The sequence below is a fragment of the Streptomyces sp. HSG2 genome (assembly GCF_016598575.1).
Taxonomy (GTDB): domain Bacteria; phylum Actinomycetota; class Actinomycetes; order Streptomycetales; family Streptomycetaceae; genus Streptomyces.
The window spans coordinates 3,517,692-3,534,967 of sequence record NZ_CP066801.1; the positions used below are offsets into that span (position 1 = coordinate 3,517,692).

Annotated in this window: 13 protein-coding genes, 1 tRNA gene and 1 pseudogene; 12 read left to right on the top strand and 3 right to left on the bottom strand. The window is 70.5% G+C overall.

The genetic code is table 11. From position 1 onward, the window contains the following. Nucleotides 1-681: 681 nt before the first annotated feature. The 5 genes and pseudogenes from JEK78_RS15215 (at nucleotide 682) to JEK78_RS15235 (ending at nucleotide 4,841) form a co-directional block, all read left to right on the top strand. Nucleotides 682-1,131, top strand: a complete 450-nt coding sequence (locus JEK78_RS15215; RefSeq protein WP_200259458.1) for a hypothetical protein — start codon at nucleotides 682-684, stop codon at nucleotides 1,129-1,131. A 25-nt stretch (nucleotides 1,132-1,156) separates the two neighbouring features. Continuing rightward, a pseudogene (locus tag JEK78_RS15220) lies at nucleotides 1,157-1,312 on the top strand (IS5/IS1182 family transposase); the annotation flags it as partial. A gap of 257 nt (nucleotides 1,313-1,569) precedes the next feature. Then, complete coding sequence (locus JEK78_RS15225; RefSeq protein ID WP_200259460.1) at nucleotides 1,570-3,771, top strand: glycoside hydrolase domain-containing protein; 2,202 nt, start codon at nucleotides 1,570-1,572, stop codon at nucleotides 3,769-3,771. Between the two features lie 13 nt (nucleotides 3,772-3,784). After that, nucleotides 3,785-4,123 (top strand): hypothetical protein, encoded by a 339-nt coding sequence (locus JEK78_RS15230; RefSeq protein WP_200259462.1) that lies wholly within the window; start codon nucleotides 3,785-3,787, stop codon nucleotides 4,121-4,123. A gap of 109 nt (nucleotides 4,124-4,232) precedes the next feature. Then, complete coding sequence (locus tag JEK78_RS15235; protein WP_242483090.1) at nucleotides 4,233-4,841, top strand: hypothetical protein; 609 nt, start codon at nucleotides 4,233-4,235, stop codon at nucleotides 4,839-4,841. A 539-nt stretch (nucleotides 4,842-5,380) separates the two neighbouring features. On the opposite strand, the gene JEK78_RS15240 is transcribed toward JEK78_RS15235, so the two are convergent. Next, nucleotides 5,381-5,456 (bottom strand) — tRNA-Arg (locus JEK78_RS15240). Nucleotides 5,457-5,786: 330 nt separating this feature from the next. On the opposite strand from JEK78_RS15240, the gene JEK78_RS15245 reads away from it, so the two are divergent. From JEK78_RS15245 to JEK78_RS15275, 7 genes are all read left to right on the top strand, one after another. Then, complete coding sequence (locus JEK78_RS15245) at nucleotides 5,787-7,418, top strand: dynamin family protein (protein ID WP_200264193.1); 1,632 nt, start codon at nucleotides 5,787-5,789, stop codon at nucleotides 7,416-7,418. Further along, nucleotides 7,402-9,357 (top strand): YfjP family GTPase, encoded by a 1,956-nt coding sequence (locus JEK78_RS15250; RefSeq protein ID WP_242483091.1) that lies wholly within the window; start codon nucleotides 7,402-7,404, stop codon nucleotides 9,355-9,357. Before JEK78_RS15245 ends, JEK78_RS15250 begins: the two co-directional genes overlap by 17 nt. Before the next feature lie 565 nt (nucleotides 9,358-9,922). Next, the gene (locus JEK78_RS15255) at nucleotides 9,923-11,362 is read left to right on the top strand and encodes a Cys-Gln thioester bond-forming surface protein (RefSeq protein WP_200259468.1); all 1,440 of its coding nucleotides are present in this window, start codon (nucleotides 9,923-9,925) and stop codon (nucleotides 11,360-11,362) included. A 371-nt stretch (nucleotides 11,363-11,733) separates the two neighbouring features. Next, nucleotides 11,734-12,327 (top strand): NAD(P)H-dependent oxidoreductase, encoded by a 594-nt coding sequence (locus tag JEK78_RS15260; protein WP_200259473.1) that lies wholly within the window; start codon nucleotides 11,734-11,736, stop codon nucleotides 12,325-12,327. A gap of 200 nt (nucleotides 12,328-12,527) precedes the next feature. Then, nucleotides 12,528-14,192, top strand: coding sequence for an energy-dependent translational throttle protein EttA (ettA, locus tag JEK78_RS15265; RefSeq protein WP_200259476.1), 1,665 nt, complete (start codon nucleotides 12,528-12,530; stop codon nucleotides 14,190-14,192). Nucleotides 14,193-14,198: 6 nt separating this feature from the next. Then, a complete protein-coding gene (locus JEK78_RS15270; RefSeq protein ID WP_200259479.1) occupies nucleotides 14,199-14,633 on the top strand; it encodes a thioesterase family protein in 435 nt (144 codons plus the stop codon). Continuing rightward, nucleotides 14,630-15,322, top strand: coding sequence for a hypothetical protein (locus JEK78_RS15275; protein WP_200259481.1), 693 nt, complete (start codon nucleotides 14,630-14,632; stop codon nucleotides 15,320-15,322). Before JEK78_RS15270 ends, JEK78_RS15275 begins: the two co-directional genes overlap by 4 nt. Before the next feature lie 204 nt (nucleotides 15,323-15,526). Here the strand turns inward: JEK78_RS15275 and JEK78_RS15280 are convergent, their stop codons facing one another. Both JEK78_RS15280 and JEK78_RS15285 read right to left on the bottom strand, forming a co-directional pair. Further along, the gene (locus tag JEK78_RS15280) at nucleotides 15,527-15,931 is read right to left on the bottom strand and encodes a globin (protein WP_200259484.1); all 405 of its coding nucleotides are present in this window, start codon (nucleotides 15,929-15,931) and stop codon (nucleotides 15,527-15,529) included. A 213-nt stretch (nucleotides 15,932-16,144) separates the two neighbouring features. Next, nucleotides 16,145-17,254, bottom strand: a complete 1,110-nt coding sequence (locus JEK78_RS15285; protein WP_200259487.1) for an FHA domain-containing protein — start codon at nucleotides 17,252-17,254, stop codon at nucleotides 16,145-16,147. Nucleotides 17,255-17,276: the final 22 nt, after the last annotated feature.

The window sequence follows — 17,276 nt, forward strand, 5'->3', positions numbered from 1 at the left end:
CGCTGTCGCGTGAGCGCGGGAACCGGCCATGCTCGCCGCGTAACACCTGACCATCGAGGACTCCTTCCGTTGGGAGGGAGACCCGCGAGAGCGAGGCGGGCGTCCAGCGGCCCGTGCCCCCGGCGTTCACCGGAGGGCCGGGCGAAACGAAGAACGCGCGGGCCGCACAAGGGCGAGGCGCCGAACACGGACTGCTTCCCCACCATCCCGCAGCTCGCGGTGCGTACCCACGCCGGGCAACGGCGGCTGCACCGGTTCCTCCAGGGCGCGACCTACCCCACACTGGTGGCGTTCTGCCGCGCGGCCGACATCCGTCCCTCCACGCTGACCTCGCAGCTCCAGCACCTGGAACAAGATCTACAGGGGCAACTGTTGATCCGCGGCCAGCACGAGCATCGGACGCGCTCACCGACCTCGGTGAGAAAGTCCTGGCCTTTGCCTCGCCGTACGCCGACCAACTCGGTGCCTGTGACGCCCACGGGCACCGGAGCAGCAGGAAGACGGGGCGCCCTCCCTATCGCGAAATCGCAAAAATGATCGAACGTCACGAGCGTGCAGTGATAGCGTTCCGAGAGCCTGCGAACGGCCAGCATGGAGCGCGCGGGTTTGGCGACTGGGCTGCCCAGTCGCCTGATCAGGTCTCCGATGGACCTTCGGTGCGCCGGACAGGGGAGGAGCACTTTGAAGCTCATCTCGCTACGCGCGAAGACCGCCGCAGGGGCATTCGCCGTCACCACGGCGGCCCTGCTCGCCACCGCCACACCCGCCCAGGCGGCCACCTACAACGTCAGTGAAAACTGTGACGTTTCGTGGATCACCTGCTCGGACGGGGATCTGTGGCTGTTCTCCAACTCGAAGGACATTGCCAGCCAGGATGGCTACATCAAGTCGGCGTACACGAAGTTCTACAGCAACGTGCACGACCACTGGGGTACCAGCCAGTACCAGGGATCGTCTCTGACGACCTACCGGTACGTCTTCGGAGGCGGCGGCAACGGCAACGGCCAGTACATGAAGAACAAGGCGGCGTCCGTGCGGAACCGCGCCCCGGACGACAGCTACCACGTGTACTTCAACTCCGGCTACGGCGGCACCTCTCAGTCACCCGGCCAAGAAGCCCTTGAGCGGTGAACTCGCCACGCGTGAGAACGAGGTCAACGCCGTGATCCGAGGCGTCCACGCTGTCGCCGAACGTGCCAACGCCCGGCTGAAGGTCACCTTCAAGGCCCTGCGCAGGGTCACCCTCGACCCCGCGGTCATCGCCCGAGCCGCCCTCGTCCTGCTCCAACTCGAACACGTTCGCAACGCCTGAACGAGGATCACGAACCGTCACGAGACCCGAGAGAGGTTCACTGCCGTCGTCGTCTCTCCACCACGAGTGGACTTCGGTCCTCGACCCGATGATCCTCACCTCGGCACCCGCCCTTGGACTCGCCACTGGCCTGATCACCGGCCCGTACCCGTCCTGGCGCGCAAGTCGAATCCAGCCCGTCGAGGCACTACTGCGCTGAGCTACCTGCTCCCCTCTCCCACTCCGACTGGCGGCCACAACCGATCGAAAGGATGCTCATGGCAGACGAAATGGTGCTTCGCGCACAGAAGTTCATCAACACGACCTACAACAACGGCGCAACACTCGGCATATCCAAGCTTGACGAGAACGGGCAGACCGGGTGGCCCGTGATGTACGCCCTGACCAGAGCCCTTCAGTACGAGATGGGCATCACAGCGCTGTCCGATGCCTTCGGCCCGACCACTCTCGGCAAGATCGGCGAGCTGTACGGGAAGATCGACGACACTACCGTCCCATCAGCGAATTTCTGCCGGATCGTCCAGTCCGCCCTGTATTGCAAGGGATACGACGGCGGTGAGATCGACGGCACGTACAACGACCGGGTCAAGGCCGCAGTCGCCAAGCTTCACCAGAACATGGGCGTCTCCACGATCTATCCGGGCGGCTCACTGTGGCCGAAGACGACCAAAGGGCTGTTCAACATGGACGCCTACGTCACTGTGAACGGTGGCTCGGACACCATCCGCTCCATCCAGCAGTGGCTGAACGGACGGTATTTGCTGCGCAAGGACTTCTACGTCATCCCCTGCGACGGCCACCACTCTCGAGACGTCGCCAAGTCGATGCTCTTCGCCATCCAGTACGAGTTGGGCATGGCGGACGGCACCGCCAACGGTGTCTTCGGCCCCGGCACCCAGTCCGGCCTGAAGTCGCACACAGTCTCCCTCGGCACCACCGGTGTCTGGGCGCAGCTCTTCACCGCCGCCATGATCCTGAACAAGCGGAGCGTCCCCTTCGGTGACTTCACCGCCACCGTGAAGAGCGGCGTGGAGACCTTCCAGTCCTTCTCCAAACTGTCAGTCACCGGCCAGGGCGACTTCCCGACCTGGGCCTCACTGCTCGTCTCCTACGGCGACCAGTCCCGCAAGGGCACCGCCTGTGACGGCGTCACCATGGTCACACCGCCCCGGGCCGCGGCCCTGAAATCGGCGGGCTACCAGTACATCGGGCGCTATCTCTTCAACCCTTCCAGCACCTCCCTGCCGGAAAAGCAGATCCAGCCGGGTGAGTTGGCCACCATCAAGGAGGCCGGGCTGCGCTGCTTCCCGATCTACCAGACCTGGAGCCGATCCGCCGACTACTTCAGCTACTCCCAGGGCTGCATCGACGCCACCAACGCCATCGAGTGGGCCAAGATGCACGGCTTCAAGGCCGGCGCCATCATCTACTTCGCGGTCGACTACGACGCCATGGACGGCGAGGTTACCGCCTACGTCATCCCGCACTTCCGCGGCGTGATGCGCACAATCGGCGAGAACTCGGCCTACGGAGTCGGGGTTTACGGCCCGCGCAACGTCTGTCAGCGGGTCGCCGATGCCGGCTACGCGGCGACCAGCTTCGTGTCCGACATGTCCTCCGGTTTCTCCGGCAACCTCGGCTACCCGCTTCCCACCAACTGGGCGTTCGATCAGATCTCCACCGTCACGGTCGGCTCCGGCAGCGGAGCCATCGAGATCGACAACAACATCGCCTCCGGGCGCGACACCGGGCAGGGCGACTTCGACCCTGGCATCCCGTTGGAGAGCAACCTGGACACCGACTTCGACAAGGCCGCCTACAAGTCGGCGATGCTCGGCGACGTCCAGACGTACCTGGAGTCCATCGGCGTCCCGGAGACCGGCGGAGAGGGCTGGACCGCGGACGACGACTGGGTCACGTATGACGTCATCTCCACGACCGAGGCGTTCAACATGGTCATGGACGCCGACTGGCTCTTCACCAACCTCGCCCGCACCCTCAAGATGCGCAAGGCGCTCATCCAGGCCCCGGTCCTGTGGGAGCTGCGCAAGTTGAACCCGCTGGACGCGATCGCCGACGAGGCCGTGAAGAACGGCCTGCGGGAGGACAGCAGCACCGGTTGGGGGCAGATCTTCGCCTGGGTGACCATCGAGGCCCGCAACTACTGCATTCAGCAGGGCATCATCAACGGCACCACGCTGACGAGCGGCGACAGGCGTGCGGTATGGGACAACCTCCAGGAGCCCGAGTACAACATCCCCTCCGTTGCCTACCTGACCCTCTACAACGCCCACCAGCTCGGCATCACCCGCCCCAACCTGACCACCGGCTCGGCCGACACGCAGGCCCTGCTGGCTCGCTACAACGGAACCGGCGATGACGCCGAACAGTACGGCCGTGAGCTGATCGGTCTGTACAACGTCCTGGAGAACTACAACAAGCTCAGCCGCGCCAGCTGAGACACGGAGCCCCATGAAGAACACACAGCCGCGGAAGTCGTTCGTCCCGGTGGCGGTCAACCTCCTGCTCGGCATCCCGGCGATCGTGCCGATCTTCCTGGTCTGGTATGTCCTGTCCAATGGCCCCCTGGCCCAGCTCGGCTGGACCAGCCGGGACCCGAACGAGGACGACGGGATGCTGCTCTGGCTGGTCGTCGTCGTCCCCGTAGTGGCCTGCTTCGGCGGACTCTGGGCACTGGTCAACATCTGGCTGCGACGCAAGATGCTCGACGCCCCGCCGCCGTACCCGTACTGGCTGGTGTGTGCAACGGCGACCCTTGCACCCTTCTTCGTGGGAATCGGAATCGGCTGAACGCTTACCCAGCGAGGACTACATGAACATCACCAGTGGAGAGGGAAGAAGCGTGGAGAACGGAATCGCACGGCGGACAGTCGTCAGGGGCGCAGCCATACTGGGCACGATGGCCTCCATCAGCCTCGCGGGCCCGACGGCGGCGTGGGCCGCTGACAAGGAGAGGGCCGCAGGAAAGAAGAGCACTGCGAAGCCGCGCAAGACCACGGCCAACGGCTGGCCAGTGCAGGACAACACCGACCACAACTCCCAGGTGTGGACCCGTGCGGTGGCCGGCTCCGGACTCAGCGTGCCGGTCTGGATCGGCGACCCTGAGACGATACTGCTCCACGTCGTGCGCCGCTTCCACTACGAGGTCGAACAGCTCCACAGTCCCGACCTGACCGGCTGGCAGACGGCCAACGGTCTGGGCATGGCGAAGCCGGAGTCGAATCTCGCCTCCGGCACCGCGGTCCGCATCCGCCCCGGTGCGGCAGCCCAGGGCAGTCTCTTCCCGCTCCAGGAGGTCGTAGTGCGCGACATACTCGCGGACTGCGAGGGAGTGGTCCGCTGGGGCGGCGACGACAAGCCGGTGGACGAGTCCCTGTTCTACCTCGACCGCGGACCTGATGACGCGCAGATCCGCGAGGTCGCAGCCAAGTTGCGAACAGAGGAAGCCACGCCTGGTCGCGGACCTGGTGCCGTCAACGTATGGGCCCGTTCGCGGCGCCCTCTGTGACAGCGTGGCGTGAGCCTAGGTGAGAGGCTGTTGTCCTTCCGTACTTGATCGCTGACTTTCTGCTGGTCAGGCGTGGTGTGGCGGGTTCTGTGGCGGACAGGACACGTCGTGTCGCAGCGTGTGCCGGCGAAGATCGAGGGGTGCGGTCGAAGGTGGCTCGGCCTCACCAGGCGACCGGCGTCACCGGAGAGGAGCGCCCGCCTGGGCGAGATCACAGTGGGTGATCGAGAACCGGCCGCACTTCATCCGCGATGTCACCTTCCACGAGGACCACTGGCAAGTCCGTACCGGACACGGCCCGGAGAACATGGCCACCCTGCGCAACCTCGGAGGAGAGAAGGGCGGCATGCTCGCGGGATCGGTGTTCTGGCGGGCCTGGACGAAGGCGCGTGAAGCGGTGCTCTCGGAGAGAGCGGAAGGCTCCGACCGGCAAGCGGGTGTACGACCTGCGTCATGCCAGTCTCATGGCCTGGCTCAACCGCGGCACTCCGCCGGCGCAGGTGGCGGAGTCGGCGGGCAATAGCAGGAGGGTGTGGCGGTGGCGCCCCCGGCAGGACTCGAACCTGCGGCCAAGCGCTTAGAAGGCGCCTGCTCTATCCACTGAGCTACGGGGGCCTGTGGTGACCGCCGTCGCGACCGCCCTCGGGCGGGGCTGATCCGCGACGCCGCCGGGACAAGGATAGGGCTCCGGGATCCCTGCCCCTGTCGCTTCACCTCCGTGGTTCTGTGTGGAGGTTCGGTGAAGCGGTCCCGATAATCGCAGGCAGGTGCGAATCACGCACTGATTTTCGTGCCGTGCGCATCGGGTGTTGTGCACTCGTTATCCCTCCACTCGAATCCCGTCCCACTCGCCCCGAGTGTCCCCATCTGTCAGATCGGCGCGCAGGGCGAGCCGACATGCTTCAGGATTCCCCAGAAATTGGGCATTCTTCGCATGTGGTGACCATGGACGTACGGCCTCAGCTGCTCGACGCACTCTCCGCCCTGCGCGACCGTGTATCGGCCGCACGCTTCCCCCTGCCCCTCGCCGGGGCCCCGCGCGCGCGTGCCAATCGCGACGAACTCCTGGCCCAGCTCGACGACTACCTGTTGCCCAGATTGCGGTCGCCCGAGGCACCGCTGCTCGCCGTCGTGGCCGGATCGACCGGGGCCGGCAAGTCCACGCTGGTGAACTCCCTGGTGGGACGTCGGGTGAGCGAGGCGGGCATTCTCCGCCCCACCACGCGTACGCCCGTGCTCGTCTGCAACCCGGGGGACCACCACTGGTTCAGCGGCAAGAGGGTCCTTCCCGACCTCACACGCGTCCGGGTGCCCCGTCAGGAACCCGGCGGCGACGACCCGGCACACCGCGAATCCCGGCCGGGACGGGTGATCCGGGTCGAGACGGCCGACAACCTGCCTCCCGGCCTCGCCCTCCTGGACGCCCCCGACATCGACTCGCTGGTCGCGGAGAACCGGGTCCTCGCCGCCGAACTGGTCTGCGCGGCGGACGTCTGGGTGATGGTGACCACCGCCGCCCGCTACGCCGACGCCGTGCCCTGGCACCTGCTGCGCACCGCGAAGGAGTACCGGGCCGGCCTGATCACCGTCCTCGACCGGGTGCCCCATCAGGTGCTCGCGGAGGTGTCCCGGCAGTACGAGGCGCTGCTCACCCGGGCCGGGCTCGGCGACGTCCCCCGCTTCACCGTGCCCGAACTGCCCGAGTCGGCCTGGGGTGGCGGACTGCTGCCGGCGACGGCGGTCGCTCCGCTGCGGAACTGGCTGACGCACCGGGCACAGGACCAGGTCGCACGGGAACGCGCCGTGGAGCGCACCGCGCGGGGCGCTCTCGACTCGCTTCGCTCGCGGATGCCCGAACTGGCCGGAGCCGCGGCCGCGCAGTACGCGGCGGTGCTGCGGCTCACCGCCGCCGTCGACCGGGCCTACGACGAGGCGGAGGCACGGGTGCGCGACCGGCTGCGCGCCGGGGCGGTACTGACCGGCGGCGCGTTGCGGCGATGGCGCGCCTTTCCGATGGACTGTGCCGCCGAGGAACTCCTCGACGCGCTGGTGGAGAGCCTGACCTCGGTGCTGCTGTGCGCGGTGGACGCCGCCGAGGAGAGGGTCGACGACGACTGGCGGCGCGACCCCGCCGGAGCCGCGCCGGCGCTCACGGAATCCGACGCCGGGGCGGACGGGGCGGAGCACGCCGCACACCGGGTCGGTATGGCGGTGCGGCGCTGGCGGCGCGAGATCGAGGAGTGCGCCGAGGACGAGGTACGCGAGCTGGACGGGCATCGGGCGCCGGACCCGGAGGCGGTCGCCGCGCTGGTCGCCGCCGCCCTGCTCGGCGGGCGCCGCGGGAGGTCCGCCGGGGAACGCCTCGCGGAGGAGGTCGGAGCCCGGCGCGCCCTGCGCCTGCGCGACGGGGCGGGACGCATGCTGACGGCGTGTGTGGAGCGGATCGTGCACCGGGAGCGGGAGCGCAGGCTGGCGCCGCTCGACAGGCTGGACCTGCGGCCCGAATCCCAGGCGGAACTCATCGCCGCCCTGTCCCTGTTGCGGAAGGAAGAGGTGAGCGGTGACCACCGTCACTGACGAGGACCCCGCCGAGTACCCGACGCGCGGCGGGTCGGTTCCTGCCGATCGTGTCCCGGGCGACCGCCGTGGGGAGGCCGAGGGTTCCTCGCGCGGGTCCGCCGCGCGGAGTCCGGCGTCGGAAGCGCCGCGCCGGGACCGCGAGGAGGGGCAGGGGTGCTCGGGGCGGGCGTCGGGGCGTGGCCACGACACCGTCCCGGCGGCCGGCTCGGGGAGCGGGGACACCGGTGCGGCCTGGAACGACGGGCTGATCGCCCGGCGGATGAGCGAGCCGTGCCCGGTGGACACCGTCGGCGCGCCCGAGGGGGGATCGGCCGACGGTGCTCGTGGCGCTCTCCCGGCGGCGGCGCCCGCGTCGTACTCGGGGCCGCTCGGGGTGCGGCTGGAGGCGTTGCGCGAGCTGGTCGGTCTCTCGCGGACCCGTCTGGACGCCGAGACCCTCGCCGAGGCGGGTCGGGTGCTCGACGAGGCGTCCGCGCGGCGCGGGCTGTCCGGCGAGCACACCGTCGTGGCCATCGCCGGTGCCACCGGCAGTGGCAAGTCCCAGTTGTTCAACGCGCTGGTCGGGGCGAGTGTTTCGGAGACGGGCGTTCGTCGCCCCACCACCGCCGCTCCTGTCGCGTGCGGTTGGAGTGACGGGGCGGCGGGCCTGCTGGACCGACTCGGCGTCCCCGGACGGCTGAGACGTCGGCCCGTCCCGCACCCGGACGCGGACTCCCGGCTTCGCGGGCTCGTGCTGGTGGATCTGCCCGACCACGACTCGGCGGCGGTGCGCCATCGCGAGCAGGTGGACCGTGTCCTGGCGTTGGTGGACGCCGTCATCTGGGTCGTCGACCCGGAGAAGTACGCCGACGCGGCCCTTCACGAGCGATATCTGCGGCCGATGGCCGATCACGCCGAGGTCACCTTCGTGGTCCTCAACCAGGTCGACAGGCTGCCAGGCGAGGCCGCCGAGCAGGTGCTGGACGATTTGCGGCGCCTCCTGGACGAGGACGGCGTCGCCTTGGGGGAGCACGGCGAGCGGGGGGCGACGGTGCTCGCGCTGTCCGCGCTCACCGGTGAGGGGCTGGGGGAGTTGCGCGAGGCGCTGGGGCAGTTCGTCGCCGAGCGAGGGGCGTCGGAACGTCGGCTCGCGGCCGACGTGGACGCCGCCGCCCGCGGGCTGCGACCGGCCTACGTCACGGGGCGCGGGACCGGCCTGACCGAGGAGGCGCGGGAGGAGTTCGCCGAGCGGCTTGCCGAGGCCGTGGGTGCCGAGGCGGTGGGTGTCGCGGCGGAGCGAGCGTGGCGGCGCCGGGCGAACCGGGCGTGCGGCACCCCGTGGCTTCGGTTCCGGCACGCGCGCGACGCCCACTGCGAAGAGCCGGCCGGGGAGCCGTCGGCGACAGCCGGTGTGGCCGGGGTGTCAACCGCCCGCCAGGGAGTGGAACAGGCGGTCCGTCGGGTGGTCGACAGGGCCGTCGTCGGGCTGCCCCCTCCCTGGGAGCGGGCGGTCCGCGACGCGGCGGCCCGGGGCGCGGAAGGGCTGCCCGAGGCACTGGACGAGATCGCCGATCGTGCGGAGACACCGGTGGCGCGACCACCTCGACCGGGGTGGTGGCCGTTGGCGGTCACGGCACAGGCGGCGACGACGCTGCTCCAGGTGGTCGGAGCGGTGTGGTTGTCGGGGTGGATTCTCGGAGTGTTCCCGCCCGGTCCCATGGCTCCGGTGCTCCTGATGGCGGTGGGTCTGCTCGGCGGGCCGCTGGTCGAGTGGGGGTGTCGGCTGGCGGCCCGCGGACCGGCCCGGCGTTACGGTGAGGCGGCCGAACGCCTGGTGCGGGACGCCGCGGCGGGCTGTGGCAGGGCTCGCGTCCTCGATCCGGTGGCGGCCGAGCTGTTGAGGTACCGGGAAGTCCGTGAGCGCTACGCGCGAGTCGTCGGTCAGGGGCCGGGGTGACGGTGAGCGGGGTCGTGACCGGGGCGCCGGTCCGCGGGATCGGAGAGTGACGGGGTTCTCCACGATCGGCGGCGCGTCCGCAGCGTCCGTCGGGACCGTGCGAGAACGGGCGGTCTCTGCGTGCGCCGCCGAGACGGAGGCGGGGCGCGCGCGGCGGCGGCCACGCGTGCGCTCGGTCGGTGGCACCGGCTCCGGGGAGTCCTCCCGGGCGGCGGCCCACTCGGAGCCCGCCGAGTCGCACAGGGCGGCACCTGCCCCGGTCGGGTGAGGCGAGTCGGTGTGTCGGGGCGGGCCCAGGTGGGGACGCGGATCGAAAACGTCCCGGGACACGGGGCTTTCCCCTCGTCCGTGCGGGTCCGTCCCATGGGAGACGTGTCGACAAGGCCACTTGTCACGCAGCCGCCGCGATAACGATTCCGATTCGGATCGAGCTGTGTCCGGTATCCCCCACAAGGCGGGTGCGGGGGATACCTAGGATGCCGGACAGGCTCTTGAGGCCGCTGATTCCGCCGGTGGGGCCGTGCCCCCGGCGCACGCCAACAGGCTTTGCCCGAAAGGGAAAAGGGTGTTCCTCTCGTTCTCCGTACGTTCCGCCGCCCGGCGGGCCGTGGTGCGGCTCGCGTCGGCCACGACCGTCTCCGTCCTGACCGTGACGGCGGTGGGGGCCGCCGGTGGCAAGGCCGTCGCCGACGGCGGGCCCGGCGGCGCCACCGCCGGGGGCGGGGCGACCGCCACGCTGGACGGCCTCAAGACGCACGGACGGGCGGTGATCCATGGGGAGTCGGGGGACCGGCGGGTGTCCGCGGGGCTGTTCGAGATGTCCGTCGCCGGAGGCGGGACGCTGCGGACGTACTGCGTCGACGCGCACAACCCCACCCAACAGGGGGCCGAATACCACGAGACTCCGTGGAGCGGTACCTCGCTCGGTGTCAACGAGCGAGCGGGGCGTGTCCGGTGGATCCTCCTGAACTCCTACCCGCAGGTCGACGATCTCGCCGCGCTCGCCGAGAAGGCGGGAGTCCGCGGTGCCTTCACCGAGGAGGACGCCGCCGCCGGGACCCAGGTGGCGCTCTGGCGACTCTCGGACGCGATCGACGTGGAGGCGGTCGACCCCCAGGCCGAGCGACTCGCCGACTATCTGGTGGGCGAGGCCCGCGACTCCGGCGAGCCGCGTGCGTCTCTCACCCTCGACCCACCCGCGGTGTCCGGGCGCGCCGGCGCGCCGATCGGCCCGGTCACCGTGCGCACGGACGCCGACCGCGTCACGGTCGCTCCGCCCTCCGACGCGGCCACGAGCGGCGTTCGCGTGGTGGACGAGGCCGGCGAACCGGTCACCTCCGCCGCCGATGGCAGTCGGCTCTTCTTCGACGTGCCCGAGGACGCGGTGGACGGGAGGACCACGCTCACGGTGCGGGCCTCCACCACGGTGCCCGTCGGTCGTGCCTTCGCCTCGGAGAGCGGCAGCCAGACCCAGATCCTGGCCGGCTCCAGCGAGTCGGCGGTCTCCGCCGCGGCCGAGGCGACCTGGGCCGGCGAGGGTGCGGTGCCCGCGATCTCCGCCACCGAGAACTGCGCGGAAGAGGGACTGGAGGTCACGGTGGCCAACGGGGGAGACGAGACGTTCTCCTTCGAACTGTCGGGGACGGAGTACAGCGTCGAGGCGGGCGCCGCCCGGACCGTTTCGGTGCCGCTCGCGGAGGACTCCTCCTACGACGTCACCGTGTACGGGCCCGACGGGTCGGAGCGACGCTTCACCGGCGTCCTCGACTGTCGGACCCAGGGCGACCCGACCGAGAGCGACCCGACCGACGGCGAGATGACGCGTACGCTCGGCGAGCCCGGCCCGGCCGCCGCCGGCGGCGGAGCGCTCCCCGACGCCGACCTCGCCGCGACGGGCGGTTCCGAGGTCACCCCGCTGATCGGTGCCATCGCCCTGGTCCTCCTGGTGCTCGGGGGCGGCACGCTCTTGGTCGTGCGGCGCCGAGGGCCGGCCGTCCGGGACTGATCGGCCCGGTCGTGGCTCCCGGGGCCTTTCGGCCGGTGGGTGTGGGTGACGTGCGTCGTCGCGGAGCCCGAGGGAGGCGCCCCGCGTGGCGGCGGAGCCGGACCGGTGGGCGCGATCCCGTCCGTGCGTCGGACGGGTCAGGACCGGGGCGTCTCGTGGTGTCCGTCCCCTCGGCGGACCGATCGTGGGGTGGGCGTCCGTCACGTCCCGTTCCCGTGGGGCCGGACGGCGACGGTCGGGTCGGAGCGCGATCCCGAAGGGAAGGGTGGGGCCGTCCGTGCGCGGAGGGGGAGCGCTTGACCTGAAGGTGAGTTGAGGTCGGAGGCTGCTCTTGTTCACGAAGAGCGCGTCACCTTCCTGGAGGAGAGATCATGTCGGAGAACCGGCTCCGTCTTGTCGTCATCGTGGGGAGCGTCCGTGAGGGACGCTTCGGTCTGCCCCTGTCCCGTTGGTTCGCCGGGCGGGCGCGTCGGCTGGGCCGGTTCGAGGTGGACGTCCTGGACCTGGCCGAGCACTCGCTGCCCATGGCGATGCCCGGTTTCGGCGATCGGCCGGATACCGCCACGGCCGACGTCCAGGCGGAGGTCGGCCGGCGGCTGGCGGCGGCCGACGCCTTCGTCCTCGTCACCCCCGAGTACAACCACAGCTACCCCGCCGCGCTGAAGAACGTCCTGGACTGGTTCCGCTCCGAGTGGGTCGCCAAGGCGTTCGGTCTCGTCTCGTACGGGGGGCAGGGCGGCGGCGTTCGGGCTGCCGAGCATCTGCGGCAGGTGGTCGCGGAACTGCACTCGGTGACCGTCCGGGACGCGATGAGCTTCCACAACGCCTTCGACCTCTTCGACGAGCGGGAGGAGATCGCCGACGAGGGCGAGTGCGCGGCGGCGGCGACGCGCATGCTGACCCAGCTCGAATGGTGGGCCACGGTGTTGCGGGAGGGGCGCGAGCGTCACGCCTACCCGGGCTAGGGTTCCAGTACCCGGGCAAGGGTTCTGGCGCGTCGCGAATCCGTCGGCCACGACGCCCCGCTCCGGAGCGCGGGCGTTGATGAGCATCGGATCCGCAGGTCAGCGGGTCGAGGGCGGACGGGTTTCCCCCGGGGGGCGGTGATCCGGCAAGATGGGGTGTATCTGCCCACTGCCAGATTCAAGCTGCCGGACGGTTTCTCTTGGCTGAGTTCATTTACACCATGCGCAAGGCGCGCAAAGCGCACGGCGACAAGGTGATCCTCGACGACGTCACCCTGAACTTCCTCCCCGGGGCGAAGATCGGCGTCGTCGGCCCGAACGGGGCCGGCAAGTCGACCGTTCTGAAGATCATGGCCGGGCTGGAGCAGCCCTCGAACGGCGACGCCTTTCTGAGCCCGGGCTACACGGTGGGCATCCTGCTGCAGGAGCCCCCGCTGAACGAGGAGAAGACGGTCCTGGAGAACGTCCAGGAGGGCGTCGCCGAGATCAAGGGCAAGCTCGACCGGTTCAACGAGATCGCCGAGCTGATGGCGACCGACTACTCCGACGCGCTCATGGACGAGATGGGCAAGCTCCAGGAGCAGCTCGACCACGCCAACGCCTGGGATCTGGAAGCCCAGTTGGATCAGGCGATGGACGCCCTGGGCTGCCCGCCCGGCGACTGGCCCGTCACCCGCCTCTCCGGCGGCGAGCGTCGTCGGGTCGCCCTGTGCAAGCTGTTGCTGGAACAGCCCGACCTGCTGCTGCTCGACGAGCCCACCAACCACCTCGACGCCGAGTCGGTGAACTGGCTGGAACAGCACCTGGCCAAGTACCCCGGCACCGTCGTCGCCGTCACCCACGACCGGTACTTCCTCGACAACGTCGCCGGTTGGATCTGCGAGGTGGACCGGGGCCGCTTGCACGGCTACGAGGGCAACTACTCCAAGTACCTGGAGACCAAGCAGACCCGGCTCAAGGTCGAGGGGCAGAAGGACGCCAAGCGCGCCAAACGCCTCAAGGACGAGTTGGAGTGGGTGCGCTCCAACGCCAAGGGTCGTCAGGCCAAGTCCAAGGCCCGACTCGCCCGTTACGAGGAGATGGCCGCCGAGGCCGACAAGATGCGGAAGCTGGACTTCGAGGAGATCCAGATCCCGCCGGGTCCGCGACTGGGCAACGTCGTCGTCGAGGTGAACAACCTCAGCAAGGCGTTCGGCGAGAAGGTGCTCATCGACGACCTCAGCTTCACTCTGCCGCGCAACGGCATCGTGGGTGTGATCGGTCCCAACGGCGCGGGCAAGACCACCCTGTTCAAGATGATCCAGGGGCTGGAGCATCCGGACGGCGGCAGCATCAAGGTCGGGGACACCGTCAAGATCTCCTACGTCGACCAGAGCCGCGAGAACATCGACCCGAAGAAGACGCTGTGGGCCGTCGTCTCCGACGAAATGGACTACATCAACGTCGGTCAGGTCGAGATGCCGTCGCGGGCGTACGTCTCCGCCTTCGGCTTCAAGGGCCCGGACCAGCAGAAGCCGGCCGGCGTCCTCTCGGGCGGCGAGCGCAACCGACTCAACCTCGCGCTCACCCTCAAGCAGGGCGGCAATCTCCTCCTCCTCGACGAGCCCACCAACGACCTCGACGTCGAGACGCTCTCCAGCCTGGAGAACGCGCTGCTGGAATTCCCGGGGTGCGCGGTGGTCGTCTCCCACGACCGGTGGTTCCTCGACCGCGTCGCCACGCACATCCTCGCCTACGAGGGCGAGTCGAAGTGGTTCTGGTTCGAGGGCAACTTCGAGTCCTACGAGAAGAACAAGATCGAGCGGCTGGGCCCGGACGCCGCCCGTCCGCACCGCGCCACCTACAAGAAGCTCACCCGAGGCTGAACGATCGTGCGCCACCTCTACCGCTGCCCGCTGCGCTGGGCGGACATGGACGCCTACGGGCACGTCAACAACGTCGTCTTCCTCCGCTACCTGGAGGAGGCGCGGATCGATTTCCTGTTCCGTCCGGACAAGGAGTTCCGGCAGGGGTCGGTGGTCGCACGCCACGAGATCGACTACAAGCGCCAGTTGGTGCACCGGCACGAACCGGTCGACATCGAGATGTGGGTCACGGAGATCAGGGCCGCCTCCTTCACCCTCGCCTACGAGGTGAAGGACGAAGCGGCGGTCTACGCGCGGGCCCTCACGGTCATCGTCCCCTTCGACTTCGAGGCCGGACGACCCCGCCGGATCACCGAGGAGGAGCGGGAGTTCCTCCAGGACTACCTGCGAGTCCCGGAGCCCGGGGGCACGCGGGACGAGGAGGGGGCCGTCACGGTATGACGGCGCTCCACCTCGCCGACGCGGGGGAGGCGGCGGATCTCGGCGCCTTCCTCTCGCGATTGCTGCACTACGACCGGGGGGCCGCCGTCCGTCTTCAGGCCACCGGCGTCGCGGTCGCGGTCTTCGGCCGGCCGCCCTCCTTCGAGGTGCTGGCGGTGCGGGGGGCGCGGCTCGCCCAACCCCACGGGGACGGTGGGGGCGTGACGCTGGACGTGACCGTATCGGCGGGCGAGTTGCTCGAATCCCTGGACGAGGCGGGTGCCACGGCGCCGGTGCCGGCCGGGGTGACCGGGCCACCGTGGGTGGGGGTGTTGCCGCCTCGTGGCGGATGGCGTCCCGAGCCGGGGCTGCCCGCCTCGGAGTCGCTGCGCGAGCTGGTCGCCGCAGGGGTCGCCGAGTTCCGTCGCCGCACGGGGGAGTTGGACGCCGAAGAGCGGAGCGGCCCCATGCCCGACGCGATCGGGCGGGAGATCTGGTCGCGGCCGGTCGGCTCGACCGCACTTCCGGTGCGTGCCGTGCACGCCGCGCAGTCGATGGGCTTCCTGGGCCGCGGAGGGGAAACCCCGCGAGGGGCGGAGGGGCCCGTCGGCCCCGTGCTCCTCGCCGCCGGGGCCTGGCTGAGGCTGCGCACGTCCCATGGCTCCGTCGCCGTCCGCCGGACCGGGCTGGGGCCGCCGGCCACCGTCTGACGGCGAGCGCCGGGACGGGTGACCGGGGCCGCCGGCCGACTTCGAAGGCTCGCCACCGCCGGACCCGAGACGCTTCCGCCGCTGTCGGGTCGCGCGCTCGGGCCCCGTCGAGCGGGCGGTGAGGCCACGCGCTCTCGCGCCGAGCCGCGGTCGTTTCGGGCCGACCCTCCCGGCGGGTGTGGAGGCCTGCCGGGCGGGACGTGGTCAGCCGGGGGTGTTCACCATCGATGCCGCGGCGTAGGTGAGGTACTTCCAGAGCGTCCGCTCGTGTTCCTCGGACAGGCCCAGCTCGTCGACGGCCGCCCGCATGTGCCGAAGCCAGGCGTCGTGCGCCGCCTGGTCCACGGTGAACGGTGCGTGACGCATCCGCAGCCGAGGGTGGCCCCGGTTGGTGCTGTAGGTGTTCGGACCGCCCCAGTACTGGATCAGGAACAGGGTCAGGCGCTCCTCCGCCGGGCCCAGATCCTCCTCCGGGTACATGGGCCGCAGCAGTGGATCCTCGGCCACACCCCGGTAGAAGTGGTGGACGAGCCGGCGGAAGGTCTCCTCCCCGCCGACCTGCTCGTAGAACGTCTGCTCCCGCAGTGTGCCGCGCCGAATCTCATTCACCCCTCCATGGTCTCAGACGGTGGAAGAGCGGAGTCGAGTCCGGCGGATCGTCGCTCCCGACGCCCGACGCCCGACGCCCGACGCCCGACGGCAGCGAGGCGCCCCCCGGCAGCCCGACCGCGCGGGCCGGGCGCCCGGGACCGCGAGCGGTCCCCGGTCCGGATCGCCGGCCGGGAAGGGCGAGGCCGCCACGGCGCTCCGGGCGTCGGTCGGTCAGCCCCGGCGTACCGTGATCGTCGTCCAGGCTCCGACGTGCACGCGGTCGCCGTCGCGCAACGGCACCGGCACGTACGGCTGGATCGGCTCCTCGCCGCCGTTGACCGTGGTGCCGTTGGTGGAGTTCTGGTCGACGACGGCCCACCCCCCGCCCGGCTGAGGGATCAGGAGCGCGTGCTGGTGGGAGACGCCCGGGTCCTCCGGAGGCACGGACAGGTCGATGTCGGGGGTGTCGCCGGTGGAGTGGCGCCGCCGTCCGATGGTCACCTGGTCGCCGGAGAGCGTGCGGTGTTGTTCCGGGGAGTACGCGGGGAGGTCGAGACCGGCGGCCTCGGGTCCCGAACGTCGCATCATCGCGACGAAGTAGTCGCGGTCCGGACCGATGGTCGCCGTCCACGTCGCCGTCCGCCCCATGGCGTGCGGGGGCTGGGAGTAGCCGTACCCGTCGGGCTCGCCCGGGGCGAGGCCCGGCGAGGTGGGAGGGGGGAGCGTCCAGTCGTCGCCCCGGTGGGGGGCGCCCGAGGGCGCGCCTCCGTCCGCCGGCCGGGGGAAACCCGGCGCCGGCGGGCTCTGGTGGTGTGGTCCCCGAGGCACCCGATCCGCCGGCTCGAACCCGTACGGTCCGCCGCCGGGGCCCTCGGGAGGCGGGGGCGAGGTGTAGAGGGACGGCCCGTCGTCGAAGCCGGTCCGGCCCGGGGGTATCGGCTCGGCGGGACGGTTCGTGCGTGAGGGGCGGGAGCCGGGATAGTCGTAGCCGTCGCCGTAGTGGGACGCGGGGTCGGGCGTCGGCTCGTAGTGGGACGACGGTCCCGGGGCGGGCCGGTGGTCGGCGGCGGGGGCGTAGGGGATGGCGCCCTCGGCGGGGAAGTTCCACCGGCAACCCTGGCAGAAGGGCGCGGCTCCCTCACGGGGCGTGCCGCACCGCGGGCACGCCCCGGAGGGCGCGCCGTGTCCTTCGGGGCCGTCTCCCGCCGGGGGTGGGAAGCCGTAGCCTCCGACGACCGGGGGCGGCGGTGGCGGCGGTGGGACGGAACCGGCCATGCGGTGACCGCAGACCTCGCACCAGTCGTCGGAACCCGACTGGTGTCCGTTCGGGCAGGTCGGCATGTCCGTGCTTCCCCCTCATGCG

Coding starts and splice junctions, on each gene's coding strand:
- JEK78_RS15235 (WP_242483090.1), top strand. CDS start 4,233: ATGGCCTCCATCAGCCTCGCGGGCCCGACGGCGGCGTGGGCCGCTGAC.
- JEK78_RS15275 (WP_200259481.1), top strand. CDS start 14,630: ATGACGGCGCTCCACCTCGCCGACGCGGGGGAGGCGGCGGATCTCGGC.
- JEK78_RS15230 (WP_200259462.1), top strand. CDS start 3,785: ATGAAGAACACACAGCCGCGGAAGTCGTTCGTCCCGGTGGCGGTCAAC.
- JEK78_RS15260 (WP_200259473.1), top strand. CDS start 11,734: ATGTCGGAGAACCGGCTCCGTCTTGTCGTCATCGTGGGGAGCGTCCGT.
- JEK78_RS15245 (WP_200264193.1), top strand. CDS start 5,787: ATGGACGTACGGCCTCAGCTGCTCGACGCACTCTCCGCCCTGCGCGAC.
- JEK78_RS15285 (WP_200259487.1), bottom strand. CDS start 17,254: ATGCCGACCTGCCCGAACGGACACCAGTCGGGTTCCGACGACTGGTGC.
- JEK78_RS15225 (WP_200259460.1), top strand. CDS start 1,570: ATGGCAGACGAAATGGTGCTTCGCGCACAGAAGTTCATCAACACGACC.